This is a genomic window from Gryllotalpicola koreensis (assembly GCF_039538185.1).
GTDB classification, from domain to species: Bacteria; Actinomycetota; Actinomycetes; order Actinomycetales; family Microbacteriaceae; genus Gryllotalpicola; species Gryllotalpicola koreensis.
Genome location: NZ_BAABBW010000004.1, coordinates 293,154 through 316,461 on the forward strand (window position 1 = coordinate 293,154; position 23,308 = coordinate 316,461).

A 23,308-nucleotide genomic window follows, 5' to 3' on the forward strand; every position below is an offset into this window, starting at 1 on the left:
TGCGGGTACGGATGCCTCGGCTGAGGCATCCGTACCGCGACAGTGTCCTAGTTAGACGCGACGGCGCTTCGGCGGGCGGGCGCCGTTGTGCGCCTGCGGCGTCACGTCGGTGATGCTGCCCACCTCGAGGCCGGCGGCCTGAAGCGAGCGGATGGCGGTCTCGCGGCCCGAGCCAGGGCCCTTCACGAAGACGTCGACCTTCTTCATGCCGTGCTCCTGCGCCTGGCGGGCGGCCGACTCTGCGGCGGTCTGCGCGGCGTAGGGGGTCGACTTGCGCGAGCCCTTGAAGCCGACGTGGCCGGCGGAGGCCCAGCTGATCACAGCACCGGTCGTGTCGGTGATCGACACGATCGTGTTGTTGAACGTGCTCTTGATGTGGGCCTGGCCCACAGCGATGTTCTTCTTCTCCTTGCGGCGCGGCTTGCGCGCCGCCGTCTTGGGTGCAGCCATGTGTGTCTATCTCTCCTGAATCCGTGGGCCCGCGATTACTTGCGGCCGGCCTTCTTCTTGCCGGCGACGGTGCGCTTCGGGCCCTTACGGGTACGAGCGTTCGTCTTGGTGCGCTGACCGCGCACCGGGAGGCCACGGCGGTGGCGCAGACCCTCGTAGGAGCCGATCTCGACCTTGCGCCGGATGTCGGCCTGGACCTCGCGGCGGAGGTCACCCTCGACCTTGAAGGTTCCCTCGATGTAGTCACGGAGGGCGACGAGCTGGTCGTCGGTCAGATCCTTGACGCGGATCTCCCCCGAGATGCCGGTGGCGGCGAGGGTCTGAAGCGACCGGGTGCGACCGACACCGTAGATGTACGTCAGTGCGATCTCCACGCGCTTCTCGCGCGGGATGTCAACGCCTGCAAGACGTGCCATGTTGGCTTTCTCCTGTAGATGAGTGGAGGTGTGGAGCAGTGCCGGTGCCCGGGCCTCCAACCCGAGGTGTCCCCGCCGAAGCGGTTCTGGCGCTGCCTGTTCTGTGTGAAGTTATGAAGTTTGAGGGGCCTGCGGCGACTAACCCTGGCGCTGCTTGTGCCTGGGGTTCGACGAGCAGATGACCATGACCCGGCCGTTGCGGCGGATGATCTTGCAGTGCTCGCAGATGCGCTTGACTGAGGGCTTGACCTTCATGGAGTTGTTTCCTTCGCTGTCATCGTGCGCCTGCCTGGAAGGCAGGGCCGTTACTTGTGCAGCGAATCCTTACTTGTAGCGGTAGACGATGCGGCCGCGGGTCAGGTCGTAGGGGCTCAGCTCGACGATCACGCGGTCCTCGGGGAGGATGCGGATGTAGTGCTGACGCATCTTGCCGCTGATGTGGGCAAGAACCTTGTGACCGTTGGTCAGCTCGACGCGGAACATCGCGTTGGGCAGAGCCTCGACCACAGATCCTTCGATCTCGATGACGCCGTCTTTTTTGGCCATAGCCTCACTGTCGCTAAGAAGTCGGAATTCGCTGTTCGTGCGGGGGATGTGATGCCTCGAACGTTGCACGACGCGCGCCACAAAACGGGCGCAAGACACCAAAGATCAATCGTACCCGAAGTGTTCCCATAACGCGAGTTCAGGCGTAAGCTCGCTTGCCCCTTCGGCGTGTTGCTACTCCCGACGGGCGAGCAGGGCCGCGTTCAGCCGCTCGGTGAGCTCGCGGTCGACCGCGATCGGCTTCCCGTCGACCTCGGTGATCGGCGTCGCGAGCTTCACGCTCGACAGCAGCCAGACGCCGTCCGAGTCGAGGAGATCGGATGCCTGGACGAGCCGGTCCTCCGTCGCGAGCCCCCACTGCGACGCGAGCGCGAACACGCTCAGCTGGGTGGTTCCGGGCAGGATGCCGATGTCGGTCTTCGGCGTCACGAGCGTGTCACCGCGGCGCAGCAGCACGCTCGACTGCGGCGCCTCCATGACGTAGCCGTCTGACGACAGGTAGACCGCGTTGTCGGCGCCGCGCCGGGCGGCCTCGCGCAGCGTCGCCATGTTCACCGCGTACGACAGCGTCTTCGCGCCGGGCAGCAGCCACGGCGCTCGCTCGGAGAGGTCATGGCGGTAGCCGCGATCGAGCGTGACGACCTTCCACCCCTCGGTGCGATTCGCGAAGTCGTCGTCGGAGGCCGTCGCGATCAGCCAGCCGGTCGAGCGCTCCTCCCCCTCGACGCCGCGCGACAGCACGAGCTTGATGCCGCCCTGGCGATCCGTGGGCAGGGCGCTTCCCGCGATCCTCATGGCGACCCGCCACTGCTCGAGGTTCGGTGCGGGCAGCTCGAGCAGCTCGGCCGAGTTCGCGAGCCGCCAGAAGTGCGCGTCGACGGCCTGCGGGCAGCCGTCGAGCACGCCGAGGGTCTCGAACACGCCGTCACCGCGCGTCGCGGCAAGGTCGGTGCCCCGCACGATGGGCTCGCCTGAGGCGGCACGGCGCACCGTCGACTCCCACCCGCCCGCGGGCGGCGACGCATCGGCGGGGGCGACATCGACGACGAAGACGATCGGCTCAGGCATCCGTGGATATCTCCCTGCTACGCGATGGGGGTCGGCGTGATGCCGTACGGGGCGAGGCCGGCCGCGCCGCCGTCTGCCGCGGTCAGCACCCAGATGCCGTCCTTGTGGACGGCGACGCTGTGCTCCCAGTGCGCGGCGGCGGAGCCGTCCTCGGTGACGACGGTCCAGCCGTCGTCGCGCACGTAGGTGTCGGCACCGCCGAGCGTGACCATCGGCTCGATCGCGACGACGAGGCCGGGGCGCACCTCGGGACCTCGCTGACGCACCGCGTAGTTGAAGACCGGCGGGTCCTCGTGCATCGAGCGGCCGATGCCGTGGCCGATGTAGTCGGTGAGGATGCCGTAGTCCCCCTGCGACTCGATGTACTCCTCGATGGCGGCGCCGACCTCGTTGAGGTGCTGCGCCGAGTACAGCGCCGCGATACCGCGCCACAGCGACTGCTCGGTCACGCGGTTCAGCTCGCGCCGGGCCGCGACCTCGTCGGGCCGACTCGGATCGTCGACCACGAAGCTGCGCGCGGCGTCGCCGTTCCAGCCCTGCGACGAGATCGCGCCGGAGTCGATGGACACGATGTCGCCCGCCCCCACGACGGCGGAGCCGGGGATGCCGTGCACGACCTCGTCGTTGATCGACGCGCAGATCGTGTGGAAGTAGCCGTGCTCGAGCTTGAAGTTCGACTTCAGGCCGCGCCCCTCGATCGCCGCCTCTGCGGCTGCGTCGAGTTCGAGCGTCGTGACGCCCGGCGCGAGAAGGGCCTCGACCGCGTCGAGGCTCGCCGCCGTCGCGAGCCCCGGCTCGATCATGAGCCGGAGCTGCGCGGGCGACTTGTAGATGGACTTGCGGAGCGAGCGCATGCGGTCGCGGGCTAGGCGGCGTCCGGGCGACGGATGCCGCGGGCCTCGAGCCCCTCGTGGATCCGCTCCGCCACCTCTTCGACCGTGCCGAGGCCGTCGACCGTGATCAGCAGCCCGCGGTCGGCGAACACGTCGATGAGCGGCGCGGTCTGCTCCGCATAGACGTCGAGGCGGTGCCGGATGACCTCTTCCGTGTCATCCGCTCGCCCCTGCTCGGCGGCGCGCTTGAGCAGGCGCTCGACGATGTGGTCGGTGTCGGCCGTCAGCTGCACGGCCGCGTCGATCTGCAGACCGCGACCCGCGAGCCACTCGTCGAGGTAGGCGACCTGGCCGGTCGTGCGCGGGTACCCGTCGAGCAGGAATCCGTTCGCCGCATCGGGCTGGCTCAGACGATCGGTGATCAGCTCGTTGGTGAGCTCGTCGGGAACGAGCGCGCCGGTGGAGGTGATCTCCTTCACCTTGAGCCCCAGAGGGGTCTCGTTCTTGATGTTGTCGCGGAAGATGTCACCGGTCGACACGGCAGGGATTCCGAGGGATTCGGCGATGAAGACCGCCTGCGTGCCCTTGCCGGCCCCTGGCGGACCGACGATGAGCAGGCGGGCGACCCCCTGCGTGGTCTGCGTGATGGCTTCCGTCATCGAAGCAACCCTTCGTAATGCCGCTGCTGCAGTTGCGAGTCGATCTGCTTCACCGTCTCGAGGCCGACGCCCACGATGATGAGGATCGACGTCCCGCCGAATGTGAAGTTGTTGCTGGCGCCCAGCAGCGCGAAGGCGACGAGCGGGATGAGTGCGACCACGGCCAGGTAGAACGAACCCGGCAGCGTGATGCGCGTGAGGACGTAGTCGAGGTACTCGGCGGTCGGGCGGCCGGCGCGGATGCCGGGGATGAAGCCGCCGTACTTCTTCATGTTGTCGGCGACCTCTTCCGGATTGAAGGTGATCGCGACGTAGAAGTAGGTGAAGCCGATGATGAGCAGGCCGTACAGCAGCATGTACAGCGGGTGGTCGCCGCGGGTCAGGGTGTTCGTGACCCAGGTGACCCACGCCGCAGGCGCCTTGCCCGCGGCAGGCTGGTTGAACTGCGCGACGAGCGCCGGCAGGTAGAGCAGCGACGAGGCGAAGATGACGGGCACGACGCCGGCCATGTTCACCTTGATCGGGATGTAGGTGTTGTTGCCGCCGTAGGTGCGTCTGCCGATCATGCGCTTGGCGTACTGTACGGGGATGCGGCGCTGCGACTGCTCGACGAAGACGACCGCGCCGACGACGACGACGCTGACGAGCAGCACCAGCAGGAAGGTGCCGATGCCGTTGCTCTGCTCGATCGCCCAGAACGAGGTGGGGAACTGCGCCGCGATCGAGGTGAAGATCAGCAGCGACATGCCGTTGCCGATGCCGCGCTCAGTGACCAGCTCGCCGAGCCACATGATGAGGCCGGTGCCGGCGGTCATCGTGATGACCATGAGCAGGATCGCGTACCAGCTGGTGTCGGTGATGATGTTCGAGCACTCGGTGGCGCTCGTGGTGCCGAACAGGGCGCCGCTGCGGGCGACGGTGATCAGGGTGGTCGACTGCAGCACACCCAGGGCGATCGTGAGGTAGCGCGTGTACTGCGTCAGGCGCGCCTGACCGGCCTGGCCCTCTTTGTACAGCGTCTCGAAGTGCGGGATCACGACGCGCAGCAGCTGCACGATGATCGATGACGTGATGTACGGCATGATGCCGAGCGCGAAGATCGAGAGCTTGAGCAGCGCCCCGCCGGAGAACAGGTTGACCAGCTCGTAGAGGCCCGTGGTGCCCTGGTTGGCGTTCAGACAGGCCTGCACGTTGCTGAAGTTCACGTACGGCGAGGGGATGAACGACCCGAGTCGGAAGATCGCGATGATCGCAAGAGTGAACAGGAGCTTCTTGCGAAGGTCGGGCGTGCGGAACACCCGCACGATGGCGCTGAACAAGGGTTCGTCCTGCTTTCAGGTAATGAGAGAGGGCCGGTGGCTGCAGGCCACCGACCCTCTACTTTACGTCAGTTGCGGATGCCGCTCGCGCGGTGCCCTCAGACGCGTACTACTTGATGGAGCCGCCGGCCGCGACGATCTTCTGCTCGGCCGAGCCGGAGACCTTGTCGACGGACACGTTGAGCTTCACGGCGATGTCGCCGGTGCCCAGAACCTTGACCTTCTCGTTCTTGCGAACGGCGCCCTTGGCCACCAGGTCGGCGACGGTCACGTCGCCACCCGACGGGTAGAGCTCGGCGAGCTTCTCCAGGTTCACCACCTGGTACTCGACGCGGAACGGGTTCTTGAAGCCGCGCAGCTTCGGCGCACGCATGACCGAGTTCAGCTGGCCGCCCTCGAAGCCCGGGCGCACCTGGTAGCGCGCCTTCGTGCCCTTGGTGCCGCGGCCCGCGGTCTTACCCTTCGAACCCTCACCGCGGCCCACGCGGGTGCGGTCCTTCTTGGCACCTGCGGCGGGGCGCAGGTGGTGCACCTTCAGAACGCTGACGCGCTCGGCGGGGGCATCCGTCTTCGCAGCCTTGGCCGGCGCCTTCTTGGCTGCAGGCTTCGCAGTGCTCTTGGACTGCGTGGCGGTCTCTTCCGCCTTCTTCTCGTCAGCCATTAGTCGATCTCCTCAACCTTCACCAGGTGAGCGACGGTACGCACGTAGCCGCGGTTCTGCTGGTTGTCCTCGCGGACGACCACATCGCCGATGCGCTTCAGCCCGAGGCTGCGCAGCGTGTCGCGCTGGTTCTGCTTCTCACTAACCTTGCCCTTGATCTGGGTGACCTTGAGCCGCGCCATTAGGCACCTGCCTTCGCTGCAGCGGCAGCCTCGGCTGCCTGAGCCTCGGCACGCAGAATGCGGGCCGGAACGACCTCGTCGTAGTCGAGACCACGACGGGCGGCGACGGCGCGCGGCTCCTCGAGGCTCTTCAGAGCCGCGACGGTGGCGTGCACGATGTTGATGGTGTTCGACGAACCGAGCGACTTGCTCAGGACGTCGTGGATGCCGGCGCACTCGAGCACGGCACGGGCCGGACCACCGGCGATGACACCGGTACCGGGGGCGGCGGGGCGCAGCAGCACCACACCGGCGGCGGCCTCACCCTGGACAGGGTGCGGCACGGTCGAGCCGACGCGCGGGACGCGGAAGAAGTTCTTCTTCGCCTCCTCGACGCCCTTCGAGATCGCCAGCGGCACCTCGCGGGCCTTGCCGTAGCCGACGCCCACCAGGCCGTTGCCGTCGCCGACGACGACCAGGGCGGTGAAGCTGAAGCGACGACCACCCTTCACGACCTTGGAGACGCGGTTGATGGTCACGACGCGCTCCAGGAACTGGCTGCGGTCGTCGTTACGCGAACCGCGGTCGCCACGGCCACCACGGTCGCCGCGGCCACCGCGGTCGCCACGGCCACCACGGCTGTCGCGCGTGTCTCGAGCGGTCGTGTCGCTGCCCGCGGCAGTCTCGACCGGCTTCTCGGAAATCGTCGAGGCCGTGTCAGTCACGTCCTGCTCCTTCTTGATGTTTTCGTCGCTCACAGGTCCAGACCGCCTTCGCGTGCACCTTCAGCGATGGCCGCGACGCGGCCCGCGTACTTGTTGCCACCGCGGTCGAACACGACGGCCGCGATGCCGGCGGCCTTGGCGCGCTCGGCGACCAGCTCGCCGACGCGGCGGGCCTTTGCGGTCTTGTCGCCCTCGAACGCGCGCAGATCGGCTTCGAGGGTCGACGCGGACGCGAGCGTGTGGCCGACGGCGTCGTCCACGACCTGCACGAAGACGTGGCGGGCCGAGCGGGTGACGACGAGACGGGGACGCAGCGCCGTGCCGACGACCTTCTTGCGGAGGCGGAGGTGGCGGCGGCCGCGGGCAGCAGACTTGCTGTTGTTAGCCATGGTTACTTACCAGCCTTTCCGGCCTTGCGACGCACGACCTCGCCGGCGTAGCGGATGCCCTTGCCCTTGTAGGGCTCCGGCTTCTTGATCTTGCGGACGTTCGCGGCGGTCTCGCCGACGAGCTGCTTGTCGATGCCGGTGACGGTCACCTTGTTGTTGCCCTCGACGGCGAAGGTGATGCCGGCTGGCGCCTCGACGGTGACGGGGTGCGAGAAGCCGAGGGCAAACTCGATGGCCGCGCCCTTCTGGGCCACGCGGTAACCGGTGCCGACGATCTCGAGCGACTTCGAGTAGCCCTGCGTCACGCCGACGATGTTGTTGTTGATGAGCGACCGGGTCAGGCCGTGCAGCGCGCGCGAGTTGCGCTCGTCGTCCGGACGGGTGACGAGAACCTGGTTCTCCTCGATCTTGACCTCGATCGGGCTCGCCACGGTGAGCGACAGCTCACCCTTGGGGCCCTTGACGGTGACGGCTGCGCCGTCGATCTTCACATCGACCCCGGCGGGGATGTCGATGGGCAGTCTTCCAATACGCGACATCTTCGATTACCACACGTAGGCGAGGACTTCCCCGCCGACGCCCTTCTTCTCAGCCTGGCGGTCGGTGAGCAGACCGGAGGAGGTGGACAGGATGGCGACACCGAGGCCACCGAGAACGGTGGGGATCTCGGTCGACTTGGCGTAGACGCGCAGGCCGGGCTTCGAGACGCGCTTGATGCCGGCGATGGAGCGCTCGCGGTTCGGGCCGAACTTGAGCTCGAGCGTGAGGGTCTTCCCCACGCGAGCGTCGGCGACCGACCAGCCCGAGATGTAGCCCTCTGCCTTGAGGATGTCGGCGATGTGCGCCTTCAGCTTCGAGTGGGGCATCGACACGGTGTCGTGGTACGCGGAGTTCGCGTTGCGCAGACGCGTGAGCATGTCTGCGACGGGATCAGTCATGGTCATGACGAGTGATTCCTTTGTTCACCAGGTTTCGCCGGCCGTTACACGAACGACGACCTGTGGTGGTGGGGCGGGGCGGATGCCTCGCCCACTCTGCCCGCCGGAGGGCGGGGTCTGCGCCGTGGCACAAACCCCGCCATCTTAGCGGGCGTTCCTGAGCGCGAGGCCCAGGCGGGGCTTACGCAGCCTGGTCGTCCGACTTGAACGGGAAGCCGAGCGCGCGCAGCAGGGCGCGACCCTCGTCGTCCGTCTTCGCCGTGGTGACCACGGTGATGTCGAAGCCGCGGACACGGTCGATCTTGTCCTGGTTGATCTCGTGGAAGATCGACTGCTCCTGCACACCGAAGGTGTAGTTGCCGTGGCCGTCGAACTGACGGTCCGAGAGGCCGCGGAAGTCGCGGATGCGCGGCAGCGCGAGCGACAGCAGGCGGTCCAGGAACTCCCAGGCGCGGTCGCCGCGCAGGGTGACGTGAGCGCCGATGGCCTGGCCCTCGCGCAGCTTGAACTGCGCGATGGACTTGCGCGACTTCGTGACCTGCGGCTTCTGGCCGGTGATCAGGGTGAGGTCGGCGATCGCACCGTCGATGATCTTGCCGTCGCGGGCCGCCTCGCCGACACCGGTGTTCACGACGACCTTGACGAGGCCGGGGATCTGGTGCGGGTTGGTGAAGCCGAACTGCTCCTTGAGAGCCGGCGCGATCTCGCTCTGGTACTTCTGCTTGAGGCGGGGCTGGATCTTGCCAGCCACCGCAGCAGTGGTGTCGGTCATTACAGGTCCTTACCTGACTTCTTGGCGTAGCGCACGCGGACGTTCTTGGTGATGCCGTCCTTGGTGACCGCCTCGACCCGGTGGCCGACGCGGGTCGGCTTCTTGGTCTCGGGGTCGACGAGCGCGACGTTGGAGATGTGGATCGGAGCCTCGACGGTCTCGAGACCACCGGTCTTCGAGCCGCGCTGGGTCTGGCCGACCTTCACGTGCTTCGTGACGAAGTTGATGCCCTCGACGACGACGCGGTTCTCCTCGGTGATGACGCGCAGGACCTTGCCCTGCTTGCCACGGTCGCCGCCGCGCGCCTGCGTGGCACCGGCGATGACCTCGACGAGGTCGCCCTTCTTGATCTTGGCCATGGGGACTAAATCACCTCCGGGGCGAGCGAGACGATCTTCATGAACTTCTTGTCGCGAAGCTCACGGCCGACCGGCCCGAAGATACGGGTGCCGCGCGGCTCGCCGTTGTTGTTGAGCACAACCGCGGCGTTCTCGTCGAACTTGATGTAGGAGCCGTCGGCACGACGGGTCTCCTTGACGGTGCGGACGATGACCGCCTTGACGACGTCGCCCTTCTTGACGTTGCCGCCGGGGATTGCATCCTTGACGGTGGCGACGATGACGTCGCCCAGCCCCGCGTAGCGGCGGTTCGAGCCGCCCAGCACGCGAATGGTCAGCAGCTCCTTGGCGCCGGTGTTGTCGGCGACCTTGAGACGGGACTCTGTCTGGATCATTACTTCGCCTTCTCGAGGATCTCGACCAGACGCCAGCGCTTGGAGGCGCTCAGCGGGCGGGTCTCGTTGATGATGACGAGGTCGCCGATGCCCGCAGTGTTCTGCTCGTCGTGCGCCTTGACCTTCTTGGTGGTGCGCAGGACCTTGCCGTACAGCGGGTGCTTCTTGCGGTCCTCGACCTCGACGACGATGGTCTTGTCCATCTTGTCGCTGACGACGTAGCCGCGCGCGGTCTTGCGGTAGTTGCGCGCCTCGGCGGCCTGCTCGGCGACCTCGGCCTCAGCCTTCTTGGTAGCCATGCTTATGCCTCCTCGGACTCGGTCTCGGCAGCCGGGGCCTCAGCGGCCTCTTCTGCCTTCTTGCTCTTCTTGGCGGCAGCCTTCTTCGCCGGGGCCTCGACCGGGGCCGGGGTGGCGCGGATGCCGAGCTCGCGCTCACGGATGACCGTGTAGATGCGAGCGATGTCGCGCTTCACGGCGCGCAGGCGGCCGTGGCTCTCGAGCTGGCCGGTGGCCGACTGGAAGCGCAGGTTGAACAGCTCTTCCTTGGCCTTCTTGAGCTCGTCGGTGAGACGAGCGTCGTCGAACGTGTCGAGCTCGGCGGGTGCGAGCTCCTTGGAACCGATCGCCATTACGCGTCGCCCTCCTCGCGCTTGATGATTCGTGCCTTGAGGGGCAGCTTGTGGATGGCACGGGTCAGGGCCTCACGAGCGAGTTCCTCGTTGACGCCGGCGACCTCGAAGAGGACGCGACCCGGCTTGACGTTCGCGACCCACCACTCGGGCGAGCCCTTACCGGAACCCATGCGGGTCTCAGCAGGCTTCTTGGTCAGCGGACGGTCAGGGTAGATGTTGATCCACACCTTGCCGCCACGCTTGATGTGACGCGTCATGGCGATACGAGCGGACTCGATCTGACGGTTGGTCACATAAGCGGGGGTCAGGGCCTGGATGCCGAACTCGCCGAAGCTGACCTTCGTGCCGCCGGTCGCCTGGCCGGAACGGCCCGGGTGGTGCTGCTTGCGGTGTGCAACCTTACGGGGGATCAGCATTATGCCGTTGCTCCTTCCGCGACCGGGGCCTCAGCCTGGCGCGGGGCGCGGCGGGGACGGTCGTTGCGGTCGTTACGGTCGCGGCCGGGGCGGGATGCCTGCTCGCGAGCGAGTTCCTTGTTGGTGATGTCGCCCTTGTAGATCCAGACCTTCACGCCGATGCGGCCGAAGGTGGTCTTCGCCTCGTAGAAGCCGTAGTCGATGTTCGCGCGGAGGGTGTGCAGCGGCACGCGGCCCTCGCGGTAGAACTCCGAGCGGCTCATCTCGGCGCCGCCGAGGCGGCCGGAGACCTGGATGCGGACGCCCTTGGCGCCGGCGCGCTGCGCGCCCTGCAGGCCCTTGCGCATCGCGCGGCGGAAGGCCACGCGGGCGGAGAGCTGCTCGGCGATGCCCTGCGCGACGAGCTGCGCGTCTGCCTCGGGGTTCTTCACCTCGAGGATGTTGAGCTGGATCTGCTTGCCGGTGAGCTTCTCGAGGTCGGCGCGGATGCGCTCGGCCTCGGCGCCGCGGCGGCCGATGACGATACCCGGGCGGGCGGTGTGGATGTCCACACGCACGCGGTCACGGGTGCGCTCGATCTCGATACGGGCGACGCCCGCGCGGTCGAGGGTGGTCGTCAGCAGCTTGCGGATCTTGATGTCCTCGCCGACGTAGTCGGCGTAACGCTGCCCAGGCTTGGTCGAGTCCGAGAACCAACGCGACACATGGTCCGTGGTGATGCCCAGACGGAAGCCGTAGGGGTTGACTTTCTGACCCATTACTTCGTCCCTTCGTCCGGAGTGGCCAGGACCACGGTGATGTGGCTGGTGCGCTTGTTGATGCGGAAGGCACGACCCTGCGCTCGCGGCTGGAAGCGCTTGAGGGTGGTGCCCTCGTCGACGAATGCGCGCGAGATGTAGAGGTCCTGCTCGTCCAGGTACTGGTTCGAGGCATCCGCCTTGACGCGAGCGTTCGCGATGGCCGACGCGACCAGCTTGTAGATCGGCTCGCTCGCGCTCTGAGGCGCGAACTTCAGGATGGCCAGTGCCTCCTGCGCCTGCTTGCCGCGGATCAGGTTGACGACGCGACGAGCCTTCTGAGGCGTGATGCGGATGTGTCGCACGCGTGCGATCGACTCCACCATTTCTTCTCCTCCTCACGTCGCCGCTTAGCGGCGACGACCCTTCTTGTCGTCCTTCTCGTGTCCACGGAAGGTGCGGGTCGGAGCGAACTCGCCGAGCTTGTGACCGACCATGGTCTCGGTGACGAACACCGGGATGTGCTTGCGACCGTCGTGCACCGCGATGGTGTGGCCGAGCATGGCCGGGACGATCATCGAACGACGCGACCAGGTCTTGATCACGTTCTTCGAGTTGGCCTCGTTCTGACGAACCACCTTCTGAAGCAGGTGCTCGTCGACGAAGGGGCCCTTCTTGAGACTGCGGGGCATCTTCTAGTTCTCCTACTTCCGCTTCTTGCCGGTGGGACGGCGACGAACGATGAGGCCGTCGCTCTCCTTGTTCGCGTGACGGGTGCGGCCCTCGGGCTGACCCCACGGGCTGACCGGGTGGCGACCACCGGAGGTCTTGCCCTCACCACCACCATGCGGGTGGTCGATCGGGTTCATCGCGACACCGCGGACGGTCGGGCGGATGCCCTTCCAGCGGTTGCGGCCGGCCTTGCCCCAGTTGATGTTCGACTGCTCGGCGTTGCCGACCTCGCCGATGGTGGCGCGGCAGCGGGCGTCGACATTGCGGACCTCACCGGAAGGCAGGCGCAGCTGGGCGTACGGGCCGTCCTTCGCGACGAGGCGAACGGATGCCCCGGCCGAGCGGGCCAGCTTGGCGCCGCCACCCGGCTTGAGCTCGATGGCGTGCACGACGGTACCGGTGGGGATGTTGCGCAGCGGCAGGTTGTTGCCCGGCTTGATGTCGGCGCTCGCGCCCGACTCGATGACATCGCCCTGCTTCAGGCCGTTCGGCGCCAGGATGTAGCGCTTGGTGCCGTCGACGAAGTGCAGCAGCGCGATGCGCGCGGTGCGGTTCGGGTCGTACTCGATGTGGGCGACCTTGGCGTTGACGCCGTCCTTGTCGTTGCGACGGAAGTCGATGACGCGGTACTGGCGCTTGTGGCCACCGCCGATGTGGCGGGTGGTGATGCGGCCCTGGTTGTTGCGGCCGCCGGTCTTCGCCAGCGGGCGGAGCAGCGACTTCTCGGGCGTCGACCGGGTGATCTCAGCGAAGTCGGCAACGGACGAGCCGCGACGACCGGGGGTCGTGGGCTTGTAGTTACGAATAGCCATAGTTCTTCCTTCGCTCCTAGCCGACAGCCGTGAAGATGTCGATGGAACCGGACTTGAGCGTCACGATGGCGCGCTTGGTGTCCTTGCGCTTGCCCGTGCCGAAGCGGGTGCGGCGGGTCTTGCCCTGACGGTTCAGGGTGTTCACCGACGCGACCTCGACCTTGAAGATCGACTCGATCGCGAGCTTGATCTCGGTCTTGTTGGAGCGCGGGTCGACGACGAAGGTGTACTTGCCCTCGTCGATCAGGCCGTAGCTCTTCTCGCTGACGACCGGGGCGATGATGACGTCGCGCGGGTCCTTGTTGGCGGCCATTACTTGGTCACCTCCTGCTTCTTGGTCTTGGCGGCGACGAAGGCGTCGTACGCGACCTGCGTGAACACGACGTCGTCGCTGCGGAGCACGTCGTAGGCGTTCAGCTGGTCGGCGGCGAGCACGTGGACGTTCGGCAGGTTGCGGACAGAGAGCCAGCCGGCCTCGTCAGCGGAGTCGAGCACCACGAGCACGTTCTTGCCGACGCCGAGACCGGCGAGCAGCGCCTTGGCGGTCTTGGTCGACGGGGTGTCGACCGCGATGGCCTGGACGATGTGCAGGCGGCCGGCGCGAGCGCGGTCGGAGATCGAGCCGAGCAGAGCAGCGGCGATCATCTTCTTCGGGGTGCGCTGGTCGTACTTGCGCGGCACGGGGCCGTGCACGACGCCACCGCCGGTGTGCTCGGGCGCACGCACCGAGCCCTGACGGCTGCGGCCGGTGCCCTTCTGCTTGAACGGCTTGCGGCCGGCACCGGAGACCTCGCCGCGGTTCTTCGTCTTGTGCGTGCCCTGACGAGCAGCGGCGAGCTGAGCGACGACGACCTGGTGGATCAGCGGGACGTTGGTCTGGACGTCGAAGACCTCGGAAGGCAGCTCGACGGAGCCGGCCTTCTTACCCTTCACGTCGAGGACGTCGAGAGTAGCCATGGTCTTAGGCTCCCTTCACTGCGTTGCGGACGAAGACGATGCGGCCGCGAGCGCCGGGAACGGCGCCCTTGACGAGCAGCAGGCCCTTCTCGGCATCCACCGAGTGCACCGTCAGGTTCAGCACGGTCACGCGCTCGCCGCCCATGCGGCCGGCCATGCGCATGCCCTTGAAGACGCGGCTCGGGGTCGACGAGGCGCCGATCGAGCCGGGCTTGCGGTGGTTGCGGTGCGAACCGTGCGAGGCCGAGACGCCCTTGAAGTTGTGGCGCTTCATGACACCCGCGGTGCCCTTGCCCTTGCTGGTGCCGACAACGTCGACGAGCTGGCCGGCCTCGAAGGTCTCACCGACGGTGAGCTCCTGGCCGAGCGAGTACTCGGAGGCGTCAGCGGTGCGCACCTCGGTGAGGTGGCGGCGCGGAGTGACACCGGCCTTCTCGAAGTGGCCGGCGGTCGGCTGGTTGACCTTGCGCGGGTCGATCTGGCCGTAGGCGATCTGAACGGCGTCGTAGCCGTCGACCTCGGGGGTGCGGACCTGGGTGACCACGTTCGGAGTGATCTCAACGACGGTGACGGGGATGAGCTTGTTGTTCTCGTCCCACACCTGGGTCATCCCCAGCTTGGTGCCCAGCAGGCCCTTGACGTTCTTGGTCTTTGCAGACATGTGTGCCGGGCCCCCTTACAGCTTGATCTCGATGTTGACGTCGGCCGGCAGGTCGAGACGCATGAGCGAGTCGACGGCCTTCGGCGTCGGGTCGATGATGTCGATCAGCCGCTTGTGCGTGCGCTTCTCGAAGTGCTCGCGGCTGTCCTTGTACTTGTGGGGCGAACGGATCACGACGACCACGTTCTTCTCGGTCGGAAGCGGCACCGGGCCGACGACGGTCGCACCCGCGCGGGTGACCGTGTCGACGATCTTGCGTGCCGAGGTGTCGATGACCTCGTGGTCATACGACTTCAGTCGAATGCGGATCTTCTGTCCCGCCATCACTGACTCGCTCTCGTGTAAGGCGTCTTACGAGCTTCCGGCTCGCATTGGACGCGACGTGCTCCGAACGGTCTGCCGTTCGAAGCTCGTGGTGCAGCACCACTGTTCGGTTTTCAACGCCCGGCCCCGACATGGAGCGACCCGGGCACAGAAGTGTCCGGGATTTCCGTTGTCGGATTTTGGCGAGGTGTTCTGCTGCCTGCGGCCTAACCTGAACCGAGCGAGTCGGCGGTTATGCACTGCCTGGCAGTGATTCGGTGAGAGCTGGGCCCGTCTGCCGAAATGTTGAACTATACAAGTTTGCCAGATGAATACGGATGCTGCAACCCGGGCGTGTCGTGCCTATTGCCGCGCCGGTCCTCGCCCGGCGCGGGTCGCTGCGCGACGCGCCGGACGCGACCGCCGCGTCGCTGTGGCCGGGTTTTCGAGACGCGACACGCCCCGCGCGCCCTTGGGCGCCGCGGCGCCGGAACCCAGCCATCGGCATCCGTCTCACCCGGTGCGCTACTCAAATCCGCTGTGCGCTACCGGGATCCGAGTAGCGCAATGCGGATTTGAGTAGCGCAACCACGAGCGGAGCCGGCTGCGCGCACGAAAGAGGGGCTGAACCCCGACCGGTTCAGCCCCCGTATTGCCGCGGAACTACTTCCGCGATTCCACCCGCGCAGCCTGCTGCTTGCGCTGCCCCGCAACCCGCGCGATCGCGATGCCGCCGGCGCCCAGCGTCAGAGCGGACGCGAGGAAAATGCTCAGACCCAGCGGACGCGTCAGCGTCTCGACGACCTCAGAGATCGGCTCGATCGCAGCCTCCTCGGAGATCGGCATGATCGTGTCATCCGTCACCGGGCCGAGCTCAGGCTCGATGGTCTCGCTGATCGCTACCGGAGTCACGGGCTCAGCAGCCGCGGCGACGGCCGGCCCGGCCATCAGCACGCCGACGAGCAGCAACCCGGCAGCAGCGGTCAACGCACCCGCTCGGCGCACTCCGCGGCGCAGCCCGCCGGATCGCGTCGATGTCTCAGTCATTGATGTTCCCTTTCTTCTACGTCCTGGGAACATCCTAACACATGTTGTATCTATGTTGCATCTGATGTCGGAGCAAAGAGAAAGGGGCCGGGCCTAAGGCCCGACCCCCTCTCAGGAGATCGCAGTAACCGGAATTACTTGATGATCTTGGTGACGGTACCGGCGCCGACGGTGCGGCCACCCTCGCGGATGGCGAAGCCGAGGCCCTCCTCCATGGCGATGGGCTGGATCAGCTCAACGTGGAGGTCGGTGGTGTCACCCGGCATGACCATCTCGGTGCCCTCGGGGAGGGTGATGACGCCGGTCACGTCGGTGGTGCGGAAGTAGAACTGCGGACGGTAGTTCGCGTAGAACGGGTTGTGGCGGCCACCCTCGTCCTTGGACAGGATGTACGCGGTGCCCTCGAACTCGGTGTGCGGCGTGACCGAACCCGGCTTCACGACGACCTGACCGCGCTCGACGTCCTCGCGCTTGGTACCGCGGAGGAGCAGACCACAGTTCTCGCCGGCCCAGGCCTCGTCGAGCTGCTTGTGGAACATCTCGATACCCGTGACCGTGGTCTTCTGCGTCGGGCGGATGCCGACGATCTCGACCTCGGAGTTGATGGCGAGCGTGCCACGCTCGGCGCGGCCCGTCACGACGGTGCCACGGCCGGTGATGGTGAACACGTCCTCGATGGGCATGAGGAACGGCTTGTCACGGTCACGCACCGGGTCGGGGATCGACTCGTCGACGGCGTCCATGAGGTCGAGGATGGACTGAGTCCACTTCTCGTCGCCCTCGAGGGCCTTGAGGCCCGAGACGCGCACGACGGGGGCGTCGTCGCCCGGGAAGCCCTGCGAGGACAGCAGCTCGCGAACCTCGAGCTCGACGAGCTCCAGGATCTCCTCGTCGTCGACCATGTCGGCCTTGTTCAGAGCGACCAGCAGGTAGGGGACGCCGACCTGCTTGGCGAGCAGAACGTGCTCACGGGTCTGAGCCATCGGGCCGTCGGTGGCGGCCACGACCAGGATCGCGCCGTCCATCTGGGCAGCACCGGTGATCATGTTCTTGATGTAGTCCGCGTGCCCAGGGGCATCGACGTGAGCGTAGTGACGCTTCGGGGTCTCGTACTCGACGTGTGAGATGTTGATCGTGATACCGCGCTGACGCTCTTCCGGCGCCGAGTCGATCGAAGCGAAGTCACGCTTCACGTTGACGGCCGACGGATACTTCTCCGCCAGAACCTTCGAGATCGCCGCGGTCAGAGTGGTCTTGCCGTGGTCGACGTGACCGATCGTACCGATGTTGACGTGCGGCTTGGTCCGCTCGAACTTGGCCTTAGCCACTGTGGGTCCTCCTCAGGACTCTCATGTAGAAGCTGCGGGCGGCGTGCGCCGACCGGACATTCTACGGGGATCTTTTCTATGTTACGGGATTTTGGATGCCGGCTTCGAGACGGCCTTACGGCTTCCTCAACCAGCGGTACGACTACTCGCCCTTGGCCTTCTGGACGATCTCGTCGGAGACGTTCCGCGGAACCTCGCCGTAGGTCTCGAACTGCATCGAGTAGACGGCGCGGCCGGCGGTGCGCGAACGCAGGTCGCCGATGTAGCCGAACATCTCGGACAGCGGCACGATCGCGCGGATGACCTTGACGCCCGAGGCGTCGTCCATCGACTGGATCTGGCCGCGGCGGGAGTTCAGGTCGCCGATCACGTCGCCCATGTACTCCTCGGGGGTGCGGACCTCGACGGCCATCAGCGGCTCGAGCAGGACCGGGTTGGCCTTGCGCGCAGCCTCCTTGAAGCCCATCGAGCCGGCGATCTTGAACGCCATCTCGGACGAGTCGACCTCGTGGTAGCCGCCGTCGGTGAGAGTCGCCTTGACGCCCACCATCGGGAAGCCGGCGAGGATGCCGCCCTGCATGGCCTCCTGGAAGCCGGCGTCGACCGAGGGGATGTACTCGCGCGGGATGCGACCACCGGTGACGGCGTTCACGAACTCGTAGGTCGTCTCAGCGGTGACCTCGAGCGGCTCCAGCTTGAACTGGATCTTCGCGAACTGCCCGGAACCACCGGTCTGCTTCTTGTGCGTGTAGTCGTGGCGCTCGACCGTCTTCTTGATGGTCTCGCGGTACGCGACCTGCGGCTTGCCGACGTTGGCCTCGACCTTGAACTCGCGGCGCATGCGGTCCACGAGGATGTCGAGGTGCAGCTCGCCCATGCCCTTGATGACGGTCTGGCCGGTCTCGGGGTTGAGCTCGGTGCGGAACGTCGGGTCCTCTTCGGCGAGCTTCTGGATCGCGGTGCCCAGCTTCTCCTGGTCGGCCTTGGTCTTCGGCTCGATGGCGACCTCGATGACGGGCTCGGGGAACGTCATCGACTCGAGGACGACCGGGCTCTGCGGGTCGGCGAGGGTGTCACCGGTGGTGGTGTCCTTCAGACCGATGACGGCGTAGATGTTGCCCGCCGTCAGCGACTCGACCGGGTTCTCCTTGTTGGCGTGCATCTGGAAGATCTTCCCGATGCGCTCCTTCTTGTCCTTGGTCGCGTTGATGACCTGAGCGCCCGACTCGAGGTGGCCCGAGTACACGCGGACGTAGGTGAGGCGGCCGAAGAACGGGTGCGAGACCACCTTGAACGCGAGGGCCGAGAACGGCTCGCTGGCGTCGGCGTGGCGCTCGATGACCTTCTCCTCGTCGCGGACGTCGTGGCCCTCAATGGACGGGACGTCGAGCGGCGACGGCAGGTAGTCGACGACCGCGTCGAGCATCGGCTGCACACCGCGGTTCTTGAACGCCGAGCCGCACAGCACGGGGTAGATCTCGGAGGCGATCGTGAGCTTGCGGATCGCGCCCTTGATCTCGGCCTCGGTGAGCTCCTCGCCGCCGAAGTACTTCTCGAGCAGCGCGTCGTCGGTCTCGGCAACGGTCTCGAGCAGCTTCTGGCGGTACTCCGCAGCCTTGTCGGCGAGGTCGGCAGGAATCTCCTGCACCTCGTACTTGGCGCCCATGGTCACATCGCCCTTGGCGTCGCCCGGCCACACCAGGGCCTTCATGGTGACGAGGTCGATGACGCCGATGAAGTCGTTCTCGGCGCCGATCGGCAGCTGCATCACGAGCGGCTTCGCGCCGAGGCGGTTGATGATCGTGTCGACGGTGAAGTAGAAGTCGGCGCCCAGCTTGTCCATCTTGTTGACGAAGCAGATGCGGGGGACGTCGTACTTGTCGGCCTGGCGCCACACGGTCTCGGACTGGGGCTCGACGCCCTCCTTGCCGTCGAAGACCGCGACCGCGCCGTCGAGGACGCGCAGCGAGCGCTCGACCTCGACGGTGAAGTCGACGTGGCCGGGGGTGTCGATGATGTTGATCTGGTTCCGGTTCGCGTCGGTGTTCGCCGCGTAGGTCGGTGCCCAGAAGCAGGTCACGGCGGCAGACGTGATCGTGATGCCGCGCTCCTTCTCCTGCTCCATCCAGTCGGTCGTCGAGGCGCCGTCGTGGGTCTCGCCGATCTTGTGGTTCACGCCCGTGTAGAACAGGATGCGCTCGGTGGTGGTGGTCTTACCGGCATCGATGTGCGCCATGATGCCGATGTTGCGGACCTTGTGCAGGTCCGAGAGCACGTCTTGTGCCACGGGGTTCCTCCGGATGGATGGTGAAGGGGAAGTTCTGGCCCGGGTGGGTGACGGATGCTTCTGGCATCCGTCACCCACCCGGAATCGCTGTTACCAGCGGTAGTGCGCGAAGGCCTTGTTCGACTCGGCCATCTTGTGCGTGTCCTCGCGGCGCTTCACCGCGGCACCGAGGCCGTTCGACGCGTCGAGGATCTCGTTGGTGAGACGGTCGGTCATGGTCTTCTCACGACGGGCCTTGGCGTAGCCGGTGAGCCAGCGCAGCGCCAGGGTGTTCGCGCGGTGGGGCTTGACCTCGACCGGGACCTGGTAGGTCGAGCCGCCGACGCGGCGGGACTTGACCTCGAGGGTCGGGCGGACGTTGTCGAGCGCCTTCTTGAGCGTGGCGACCGGGTCGTTGCCGGTCTTGGCCTCGACGCCGGCGAGGGCACCGTAGACGATGCGCTCGGCGAGGCCCTTCTTGCCGTCGAGCAGGATCTTGTTGACCAGCTGCGAGACGACGGGCGAACCGTAAACCGGGTCGGCGACGACCGGGCGCTTAGGAGCGGGACCCTTGCGAGGCATTACTTCTTCTCCATCTTCGCGCCGTAGCGGCTGCGAGCCTGCTTGCGGTTCTTGACGGCCTGGGTGTCCAGAGCGCCGCGGATGATCTTGTAGCGGACACCCGGGAGGTCCTTCACACGACCGCCGCGGACGAGCACCATCGAGTGCTCCTGCAGGTTGTGGCCCTCACCGGGGATGTAGGCGGTGACCTCGGTGCCGTTGGAGAGCTTCACGCGGGCGACCTTGCGAAGGGCCGAGTTCGGCTTCTTCGGGGTGGTGGTGTACACACGCGTGCACACGCCGCGCTGCTGGGGGTTGGCCTTCAGGGCGGGGGCCTTGGTCTTGACGACCTTGGGGCTGCGACCCTTGCGGACCAACTGCTGAATAGTTGGCACAAATGCTCCTAGTTAGTGCTGCACGGTGACAGCGATGTGATGGTTTGTTCTTTCCATCGGGACCCACCGCCGACATCGAATGACGTCGGAATTGCGTGGTGAGTATGCCGTGGGAGACCCTGGTTCGAACCAGACCTGTCTCAGCTCGGACACGCCGAGCGCGCACGCCAAAGCGCACACCCGATCAATGGTATCAGGTGAGTGACCCTGCCGTGCTCGGCGATGAGTAGTTCGCTGAGGGCACGAAACGCAGCCCGCCACTGCTGTCCGGCAGGATCATGCCCGCGACGCCAAAGGGATTCGAGCCGGTCGTCGCGGTGCCCACCAGGCCGCCCTGACGGGCGCGCGCCGTGAAGGTGACGTAGCCGGGGGCACTGGTGGTGACCGGCCAGCCGCCGAGCCGGTCGCTCCACTCCCCCACGTCGAACACGGGCTGCGTGTCGATGGTCCACCTGCCGTCCGAATAGATGACGGACGCCTCGGGAACGGCCTCGAACGGGCAGTTGGCCGGATGCAGCTCGCTCGAGGCCGCGCAGTTGGCAAGCCAGGTCTGCACCTGCCTGTCTGCCGTGGACTTGCCCGAATCCGCCAGACCGATGGGCACGGTCACCGGGTCCGTGCGCGTCGCCTCGAAGGTGGCTTTCGCCGTGGCATACCCGACGTCGACCTGACCCGTCGTGCGCGGGCTCGTCTCATAGCTGCCGGGAAAGACACGCTGCGTGAGCGCGCCGCGAGATGCCGTGAAGTCGACACCGCCGATTCTGACCGCAAGATCCAGCGGCGCCTCGAGCTTCAGCGTGATCTCGGGCAGCTGCTGCTTCGCGAGCCGCCACGGATCGAACGGGTTCGTACTCGCGCGGGCGACGTCGAACGCGGCGACGTAGCTGCGGTCGCCCTGGGTGATGCGGGTGCGCACCGTGCCGGTCCTGTCGCGGACGCTCGCGTCGAGCACGGTGAAGGCGGTGATGCGATCGGATGCCTGACCGTATGCGGCATCCGTCAGCAGCTTGTCGCCCGCCGCCGGCTCGATGCCGCCGATCTTCATCGCCGTGCCGATCTCGCCCTTCTCGATGGCCTGCAGGTAGGCGCGTACCGGGAGGTCGGGGTTCGCGGCGCGCGCCGCGGGCGGCACGACCGCCAGCGCCGCGATGATCACACCGACGACGGCGAGGACCGCGACGATCACGGTGGCGAGCTGGCCGCGGGTCAGGACGGGCGCGGAGGATGGCACCTACTCATCTTCGTACTTCTCCCACGGCCAGCGGGGCCGGCCTTTGTCTGCCACGCGCGAGGCGAGGGCCACCGTGAAGAGCAGCGCGATGACGAAGGCGATGACGCCCGCGGAGATCGCGAAGGGGCCGAGCAGGATGCCGCCGAAGAAGATCAGCGCCCCGACCGGGTCGCCCCGGCCGAAGAGGAACGCGAGCGCCGCGAACAGCGACCACGCCAGGTAGGCGCCGACGCCGATGCCGAAGGACGCGAGCGGGGCGACCCGCTGGCGCGACTCGGGGATGCGCAGGGCGATCAGCAGCAGGCATCCGATCACCAGCAGCGTCGCCGCGGCCGTCGCGACGGGCCCTGCCAACTCGCCCGCGCGCGGGTCGGCGATGACCTCGATGCCGGCGAGCAGCGAGATCACGCCGAAGACGGCGATCAGGAGGGCGAGGAACAGCCCGCTCGCGAAGACCGCGACCGTTGCGGCGTACTTGCGGAAGCCCGGCAACTCAGTACGTCGACACCTGCTGATCGAGGTCGGCCTCGTAGGCGGCGCGCGCTTCGGCGTTCTTGCGCTTGGCGACCTGGCCGTGGAAGGCGATCCAGGCTCCGAACCAGGTCACGAGCTCGAGCGCGATGAAGGTGACCACGGCCGCGACCCAGAGATACGTGATGTTCGACTGGAAGTAGTCGCGCGTGAAGTCTGTGAACTCGCCCGGCGTGAAGTTCCAGGCCTGGCTGGTGAGCAGGGCGGCGCCGTAGTAGCTCGCGAAGACGAGGAGCGCGACGAAGACGCTGCCGAGCACGTAGCCCCACCAGCGGCCGCGGTTGACGATCGCGACCAGCGCGATGAAGGCGGCGGTGAAGACGGCGAGGGGGATCCAGAAATCCCAGCCTTTCGCGTAGCTCTCGAGATAGTTGAGCGCGCGGTCGTTGCCGTAGCGGACGAGGAGGATGCCGTAGGTCGCGGCCAGATCGGCCGCGGCGAAGACGACGGCGGCGAGCACGGCGATCAGGATGCCGAGCCCGCGGTTGCTGCGCTTCTTGGGCTCAGTCGGCGACTGCAGGTAGGTGGGGCCGCCGTAGGGGGCGGGCTCTGGGGCCTGCACCGGGGTGGGTGCCGGGGTCGGGACGGGTGCCGGGGTCGGCTCGGCTGCGGGGGCCGGCGCGGGTGCCGATGTCGTCTCGTCGACGGCGGTGGGCTCGACGGGGGCGCCGACGACGGGGGCTGCCGGGGCTGCGGCATCCGTTTCTGCGCCCTCGGCCGCTGCGCCCTCGGCCGCCGCGTCGAAGCGCGGGGCCGCGCCGGGCTCGTCGCCCGCGATCGGGGGCGGCTCGGGGGCGACGTGGTCGGAGGCGGAGACGGGCTCGTAGTCGGGCGGCAGGGTCGGCGCGACGCCGGTGTCGGTGTGGTCGGCGGGGTCCGAGCTGGTCGTCAGAGGCTGCTCGATGGGCTGCTCGCCGGTGGCGTGCTCGCGTGCCGTCTCATCGGCGAGAGGGGTGGGCTCGTCGTCGGAACGCGGCGTCGGCGTCGTGTCGCTCATGGGGGTCACAGTAGCAACGGGGCGGCGTGA

The 23,308-nt window shown here is 67.0% G+C and carries 36 protein-coding genes; all 36 read right to left on the reverse strand.

What is annotated here, in order from left to right:
- Positions 1-51 precede the first annotated feature (51 nt).
- The 36 genes from rpsK to ABD708_RS13425 all read right to left on the reverse strand — a co-directional run bounded on the left by rpsK (position 52) and on the right by ABD708_RS13425 (position 23,278).
- On the reverse strand, positions 52-450 hold the full coding sequence (rpsK, locus tag ABD708_RS13250) for a 30S ribosomal protein S11 (protein WP_344755184.1): 399 nt from the start codon (positions 448-450) through the stop codon (positions 52-54).
- A 35-nt stretch (positions 451-485) separates the two neighbouring features.
- Positions 486-866 carry a 30S ribosomal protein S13 gene (gene rpsM, locus ABD708_RS13255; RefSeq protein WP_344755186.1) on the reverse strand — a complete coding sequence of 127 codons (381 nt, stop codon included), beginning with the start codon at positions 864-866 and terminating at the stop codon, positions 486-488.
- A gap of 138 nt (positions 867-1,004) precedes the next feature.
- Positions 1,005-1,121, reverse strand: coding sequence for a 50S ribosomal protein L36 (gene rpmJ, locus ABD708_RS13260; RefSeq protein ID WP_120788500.1), 117 nt, complete (start codon positions 1,119-1,121; stop codon positions 1,005-1,007).
- Between the two features lie 69 nt (positions 1,122-1,190).
- Complete coding sequence (gene infA, locus ABD708_RS13265) at positions 1,191-1,412, reverse strand: translation initiation factor IF-1 (RefSeq protein ID WP_021759551.1); 222 nt, start codon at positions 1,410-1,412, stop codon at positions 1,191-1,193.
- 174 nt (positions 1,413-1,586) lie between these two features.
- Complete coding sequence (locus ABD708_RS13270; RefSeq protein ID WP_344755190.1) at positions 1,587-2,480, reverse strand: aminodeoxychorismate lyase; 894 nt, start codon at positions 2,478-2,480, stop codon at positions 1,587-1,589.
- Positions 2,481-2,497: 17 nt separating this feature from the next.
- Positions 2,498-3,334: a type I methionyl aminopeptidase gene (gene map / locus ABD708_RS13275; RefSeq protein ID WP_344755192.1), complete on the reverse strand. Its 837-nt coding sequence runs from the start codon at positions 3,332-3,334 to the stop codon at positions 2,498-2,500.
- Between the two features lie 11 nt (positions 3,335-3,345).
- Positions 3,346-3,972: an adenylate kinase gene (locus ABD708_RS13280; RefSeq protein WP_344755194.1), complete on the reverse strand. Its 627-nt coding sequence runs from the start codon at positions 3,970-3,972 to the stop codon at positions 3,346-3,348.
- Positions 3,969-5,291, reverse strand: a complete 1,323-nt coding sequence (secY, locus tag ABD708_RS13285) for a preprotein translocase subunit SecY (protein ID WP_344755196.1) — start codon at positions 5,289-5,291, stop codon at positions 3,969-3,971. The genes ABD708_RS13280 and secY overlap by 4 nt, the downstream gene beginning before the upstream one ends.
- Positions 5,292-5,400: 109 nt before the next feature.
- Positions 5,401-5,952, reverse strand: a complete 552-nt coding sequence (rplO, locus tag ABD708_RS13290; RefSeq protein WP_344755198.1) for a 50S ribosomal protein L15 — start codon at positions 5,950-5,952, stop codon at positions 5,401-5,403.
- Complete coding sequence (rpmD, locus tag ABD708_RS13295; protein ID WP_344755200.1) at positions 5,952-6,134, reverse strand: 50S ribosomal protein L30; 183 nt, start codon at positions 6,132-6,134, stop codon at positions 5,952-5,954. The genes rplO and rpmD overlap by 1 nt, the downstream gene beginning before the upstream one ends.
- Entirely contained in the window at positions 6,134-6,838 is a 705-nt protein-coding gene (gene rpsE, locus ABD708_RS13300) for a 30S ribosomal protein S5 (protein WP_344755202.1), read from the reverse strand. The genes rpmD and rpsE overlap by 1 nt, the downstream gene beginning before the upstream one ends.
- A gap of 29 nt (positions 6,839-6,867) precedes the next feature.
- Positions 6,868-7,227: a 50S ribosomal protein L18 gene (rplR, locus tag ABD708_RS13305; protein ID WP_344755204.1), complete on the reverse strand. Its 360-nt coding sequence runs from the start codon at positions 7,225-7,227 to the stop codon at positions 6,868-6,870.
- Positions 7,228-7,229: 2 nt separating this feature from the next.
- The gene (gene rplF / locus ABD708_RS13310; RefSeq protein WP_344755206.1) at positions 7,230-7,766 is read right to left on the reverse strand and encodes a 50S ribosomal protein L6; all 537 of its coding nucleotides are present in this window, start codon (positions 7,764-7,766) and stop codon (positions 7,230-7,232) included.
- A 6-nt stretch (positions 7,767-7,772) separates the two neighbouring features.
- The gene (rpsH, locus tag ABD708_RS13315) at positions 7,773-8,171 is read right to left on the reverse strand and encodes a 30S ribosomal protein S8 (protein ID WP_344755208.1); all 399 of its coding nucleotides are present in this window, start codon (positions 8,169-8,171) and stop codon (positions 7,773-7,775) included.
- A gap of 175 nt (positions 8,172-8,346) precedes the next feature.
- Positions 8,347-8,937, reverse strand: a complete 591-nt coding sequence (gene rplE / locus ABD708_RS13320) for a 50S ribosomal protein L5 (protein WP_344755210.1) — start codon at positions 8,935-8,937, stop codon at positions 8,347-8,349.
- Positions 8,937-9,296, reverse strand: coding sequence for a 50S ribosomal protein L24 (gene rplX, locus ABD708_RS13325; RefSeq protein ID WP_344755212.1), 360 nt, complete (start codon positions 9,294-9,296; stop codon positions 8,937-8,939). Before rplX ends, rplE begins: the two co-directional genes overlap by 1 nt.
- A 5-nt stretch (positions 9,297-9,301) precedes the next feature.
- On the reverse strand, positions 9,302-9,670 hold the full coding sequence (gene rplN, locus ABD708_RS13330; RefSeq protein WP_120788511.1) for a 50S ribosomal protein L14: 369 nt from the start codon (positions 9,668-9,670) through the stop codon (positions 9,302-9,304).
- Positions 9,670-9,969, reverse strand: coding sequence for a 30S ribosomal protein S17 (rpsQ, locus tag ABD708_RS13335; RefSeq protein WP_344755215.1), 300 nt, complete (start codon positions 9,967-9,969; stop codon positions 9,670-9,672). Before rpsQ ends, rplN begins: the two co-directional genes overlap by 1 nt.
- 2 nt (positions 9,970-9,971) lie before the next feature.
- Complete coding sequence (gene rpmC, locus ABD708_RS13340; protein ID WP_344755217.1) at positions 9,972-10,301, reverse strand: 50S ribosomal protein L29; 330 nt, start codon at positions 10,299-10,301, stop codon at positions 9,972-9,974.
- A complete protein-coding gene (gene rplP / locus ABD708_RS13345; RefSeq protein WP_120788514.1) occupies positions 10,301-10,720 on the reverse strand; it encodes a 50S ribosomal protein L16 in 420 nt (139 codons plus the stop codon). Before rplP ends, rpmC begins: the two co-directional genes overlap by 1 nt.
- Positions 10,720-11,478, reverse strand: a complete 759-nt coding sequence (gene rpsC, locus ABD708_RS13350; protein ID WP_344755219.1) for a 30S ribosomal protein S3 — start codon at positions 11,476-11,478, stop codon at positions 10,720-10,722. Before rpsC ends, rplP begins: the two co-directional genes overlap by 1 nt.
- Entirely contained in the window at positions 11,478-11,843 is a 366-nt protein-coding gene (gene rplV, locus ABD708_RS13355; protein ID WP_120788516.1) for a 50S ribosomal protein L22, read from the reverse strand. Before rplV ends, rpsC begins: the two co-directional genes overlap by 1 nt.
- Before the next feature lie 24 nt (positions 11,844-11,867).
- The gene (gene rpsS / locus ABD708_RS13360; RefSeq protein ID WP_022882686.1) at positions 11,868-12,149 is read right to left on the reverse strand and encodes a 30S ribosomal protein S19; all 282 of its coding nucleotides are present in this window, start codon (positions 12,147-12,149) and stop codon (positions 11,868-11,870) included.
- A gap of 12 nt (positions 12,150-12,161) precedes the next feature.
- A complete protein-coding gene (gene rplB / locus ABD708_RS13365; protein ID WP_344755225.1) occupies positions 12,162-13,001 on the reverse strand; it encodes a 50S ribosomal protein L2 in 840 nt (279 codons plus the stop codon).
- A 16-nt stretch (positions 13,002-13,017) separates the two neighbouring features.
- A complete protein-coding gene (gene rplW, locus ABD708_RS13370) occupies positions 13,018-13,314 on the reverse strand; it encodes a 50S ribosomal protein L23 (protein WP_344755227.1) in 297 nt (98 codons plus the stop codon).
- Positions 13,314-13,958, reverse strand: coding sequence for a 50S ribosomal protein L4 (gene rplD, locus ABD708_RS13375; RefSeq protein ID WP_344755229.1), 645 nt, complete (start codon positions 13,956-13,958; stop codon positions 13,314-13,316). The genes rplW and rplD overlap by 1 nt, the downstream gene beginning before the upstream one ends.
- A 4-nt stretch (positions 13,959-13,962) precedes the next feature.
- A complete protein-coding gene (gene rplC, locus ABD708_RS13380; RefSeq protein ID WP_344755231.1) occupies positions 13,963-14,619 on the reverse strand; it encodes a 50S ribosomal protein L3 in 657 nt (218 codons plus the stop codon).
- Positions 14,620-14,634: 15 nt separating this feature from the next.
- Positions 14,635-14,943 (reverse strand): 30S ribosomal protein S10, encoded by a 309-nt coding sequence (gene rpsJ, locus ABD708_RS13385; RefSeq protein WP_027479364.1) that lies wholly within the window; start codon positions 14,941-14,943, stop codon positions 14,635-14,637.
- Between the two features lie 642 nt (positions 14,944-15,585).
- Positions 15,586-15,969 (reverse strand): hypothetical protein, encoded by a 384-nt coding sequence (locus ABD708_RS13390; RefSeq protein ID WP_344755235.1) that lies wholly within the window; start codon positions 15,967-15,969, stop codon positions 15,586-15,588.
- Between the two features lie 134 nt (positions 15,970-16,103).
- Positions 16,104-17,297, reverse strand: a complete 1,194-nt coding sequence (gene tuf, locus ABD708_RS13395) for an elongation factor Tu (protein ID WP_344755237.1) — start codon at positions 17,295-17,297, stop codon at positions 16,104-16,106.
- Positions 17,298-17,439: 142 nt separating this feature from the next.
- Positions 17,440-19,584, reverse strand: a complete 2,145-nt coding sequence (gene fusA, locus ABD708_RS13400; RefSeq protein WP_344755239.1) for an elongation factor G — start codon at positions 19,582-19,584, stop codon at positions 17,440-17,442.
- A gap of 90 nt (positions 19,585-19,674) precedes the next feature.
- Positions 19,675-20,145, reverse strand: coding sequence for a 30S ribosomal protein S7 (rpsG, locus tag ABD708_RS13405; protein ID WP_344755241.1), 471 nt, complete (start codon positions 20,143-20,145; stop codon positions 19,675-19,677).
- Positions 20,145-20,519 carry a 30S ribosomal protein S12 gene (rpsL, locus tag ABD708_RS13410; protein WP_120788527.1) on the reverse strand — a complete coding sequence of 125 codons (375 nt, stop codon included), beginning with the start codon at positions 20,517-20,519 and terminating at the stop codon, positions 20,145-20,147. Before rpsL ends, rpsG begins: the two co-directional genes overlap by 1 nt.
- A 193-nt stretch (positions 20,520-20,712) precedes the next feature.
- Positions 20,713-21,750, reverse strand: a complete 1,038-nt coding sequence (locus tag ABD708_RS13415; protein WP_344755244.1) for a hypothetical protein — start codon at positions 21,748-21,750, stop codon at positions 20,713-20,715.
- Positions 21,751-22,242, reverse strand: coding sequence for a DUF6121 family protein (locus tag ABD708_RS13420; RefSeq protein ID WP_344755246.1), 492 nt, complete (start codon positions 22,240-22,242; stop codon positions 21,751-21,753).
- Between the two features lies 1 nt (position 22,243).
- The gene (locus ABD708_RS13425; RefSeq protein ID WP_344755248.1) at positions 22,244-23,278 is read right to left on the reverse strand and encodes a hypothetical protein; all 1,035 of its coding nucleotides are present in this window, start codon (positions 23,276-23,278) and stop codon (positions 22,244-22,246) included.
- Positions 23,279-23,308: the final 30 nt, after the last annotated feature.

Excerpts from the sequence above, each read along its gene's own strand:
- rpsH (WP_344755208.1), bottom strand. The coding sequence starts at position 8,171 with ATGACCATGACTGATCCCGTCGCAGACATGCTCACGCGTCTGCGCAAC.
- rplB (WP_344755225.1), bottom strand. The coding sequence starts at position 13,001 with ATGGCTATTCGTAACTACAAGCCCACGACCCCCGGTCGTCGCGGCTCG.
- rplC (WP_344755231.1), bottom strand. The coding sequence starts at position 14,619 with ATGTCTGCAAAGACCAAGAACGTCAAGGGCCTGCTGGGCACCAAGCTG.
- rplP (WP_120788514.1), bottom strand. The coding sequence starts at position 10,720 with ATGCTGATCCCCCGTAAGGTTGCACACCGCAAGCAGCACCACCCGGGC.
- ABD708_RS13425 (WP_344755248.1), bottom strand. The coding sequence starts at position 23,278 with ATGAGCGACACGACGCCGACGCCGCGTTCCGACGACGAGCCCACCCCT.
- rpsS (WP_022882686.1), bottom strand. The coding sequence starts at position 12,149 with ATGCCCCGCAGTCTCAAGAAGGGCCCCTTCGTCGACGAGCACCTGCTT.
- map (WP_344755192.1), bottom strand. The coding sequence starts at position 3,334 with ATGCGCTCGCTCCGCAAGTCCATCTACAAGTCGCCCGCGCAGCTCCGG.
- rplN (WP_120788511.1), bottom strand. The coding sequence starts at position 9,670 with ATGATCCAGACAGAGTCCCGTCTCAAGGTCGCCGACAACACCGGCGCC.
- ABD708_RS13280 (WP_344755194.1), bottom strand. The coding sequence starts at position 3,972 with ATGACGGAAGCCATCACGCAGACCACGCAGGGGGTCGCCCGCCTGCTC.
- rpsG (WP_344755241.1), bottom strand. The coding sequence starts at position 20,145 with ATGCCTCGCAAGGGTCCCGCTCCTAAGCGCCCGGTCGTCGCCGACCCG.
- infA (WP_021759551.1), bottom strand. The coding sequence starts at position 1,412 with ATGGCCAAAAAAGACGGCGTCATCGAGATCGAAGGATCTGTGGTCGAG.
- rpsQ (WP_344755215.1), bottom strand. The coding sequence starts at position 9,969 with ATGGCTACCAAGAAGGCTGAGGCCGAGGTCGCCGAGCAGGCCGCCGAG.
- rplF (WP_344755206.1), bottom strand. The coding sequence starts at position 7,766 with ATGTCGCGTATTGGAAGACTGCCCATCGACATCCCCGCCGGGGTCGAT.
- rplE (WP_344755210.1), bottom strand. The coding sequence starts at position 8,937 with ATGACCGACACCACTGCTGCGGTGGCTGGCAAGATCCAGCCCCGCCTC.
- rplX (WP_344755212.1), bottom strand. The coding sequence starts at position 9,296 with ATGGCCAAGATCAAGAAGGGCGACCTCGTCGAGGTCATCGCCGGTGCC.
- rpmJ (WP_120788500.1), bottom strand. The coding sequence starts at position 1,121 with ATGAAGGTCAAGCCCTCAGTCAAGCGCATCTGCGAGCACTGCAAGATC.
- rplV (WP_120788516.1), bottom strand. The coding sequence starts at position 11,843 with ATGGTGGAGTCGATCGCACGCGTGCGACACATCCGCATCACGCCTCAG.
- rplO (WP_344755198.1), bottom strand. The coding sequence starts at position 5,952 with ATGGCTGACGAGAAGAAGGCGGAAGAGACCGCCACGCAGTCCAAGAGC.
- ABD708_RS13270 (WP_344755190.1), bottom strand. The coding sequence starts at position 2,480 with ATGCCTGAGCCGATCGTCTTCGTCGTCGATGTCGCCCCCGCCGATGCG.
- rpsM (WP_344755186.1), bottom strand. The coding sequence starts at position 866 with ATGGCACGTCTTGCAGGCGTTGACATCCCGCGCGAGAAGCGCGTGGAG.
- rpsK (WP_344755184.1), bottom strand. The coding sequence starts at position 450 with ATGGCTGCACCCAAGACGGCGGCGCGCAAGCCGCGCCGCAAGGAGAAG.
- rplR (WP_344755204.1), bottom strand. The coding sequence starts at position 7,227 with ATGGCTAACAACAGCAAGTCTGCTGCCCGCGGCCGCCGCCACCTCCGC.
- rpsC (WP_344755219.1), bottom strand. The coding sequence starts at position 11,478 with ATGGGTCAGAAAGTCAACCCCTACGGCTTCCGTCTGGGCATCACCACG.
- ABD708_RS13390 (WP_344755235.1), bottom strand. The coding sequence starts at position 15,969 with ATGACTGAGACATCGACGCGATCCGGCGGGCTGCGCCGCGGAGTGCGC.
- rplD (WP_344755229.1), bottom strand. The coding sequence starts at position 13,958 with ATGGCTACTCTCGACGTCCTCGACGTGAAGGGTAAGAAGGCCGGCTCC.
- rpsJ (WP_027479364.1), bottom strand. The coding sequence starts at position 14,943 with ATGGCGGGACAGAAGATCCGCATTCGACTGAAGTCGTATGACCACGAG.
- rpmD (WP_344755200.1), bottom strand. The coding sequence starts at position 6,134 with ATGGCGCGGCTCAAGGTCACCCAGATCAAGGGCAAGGTTAGTGAGAAG.
- rpmC (WP_344755217.1), bottom strand. The coding sequence starts at position 10,301 with ATGGCGATCGGTTCCAAGGAGCTCGCACCCGCCGAGCTCGACACGTTC.
- rplW (WP_344755227.1), bottom strand. The coding sequence starts at position 13,314 with ATGGCCGCCAACAAGGACCCGCGCGACGTCATCATCGCCCCGGTCGTC.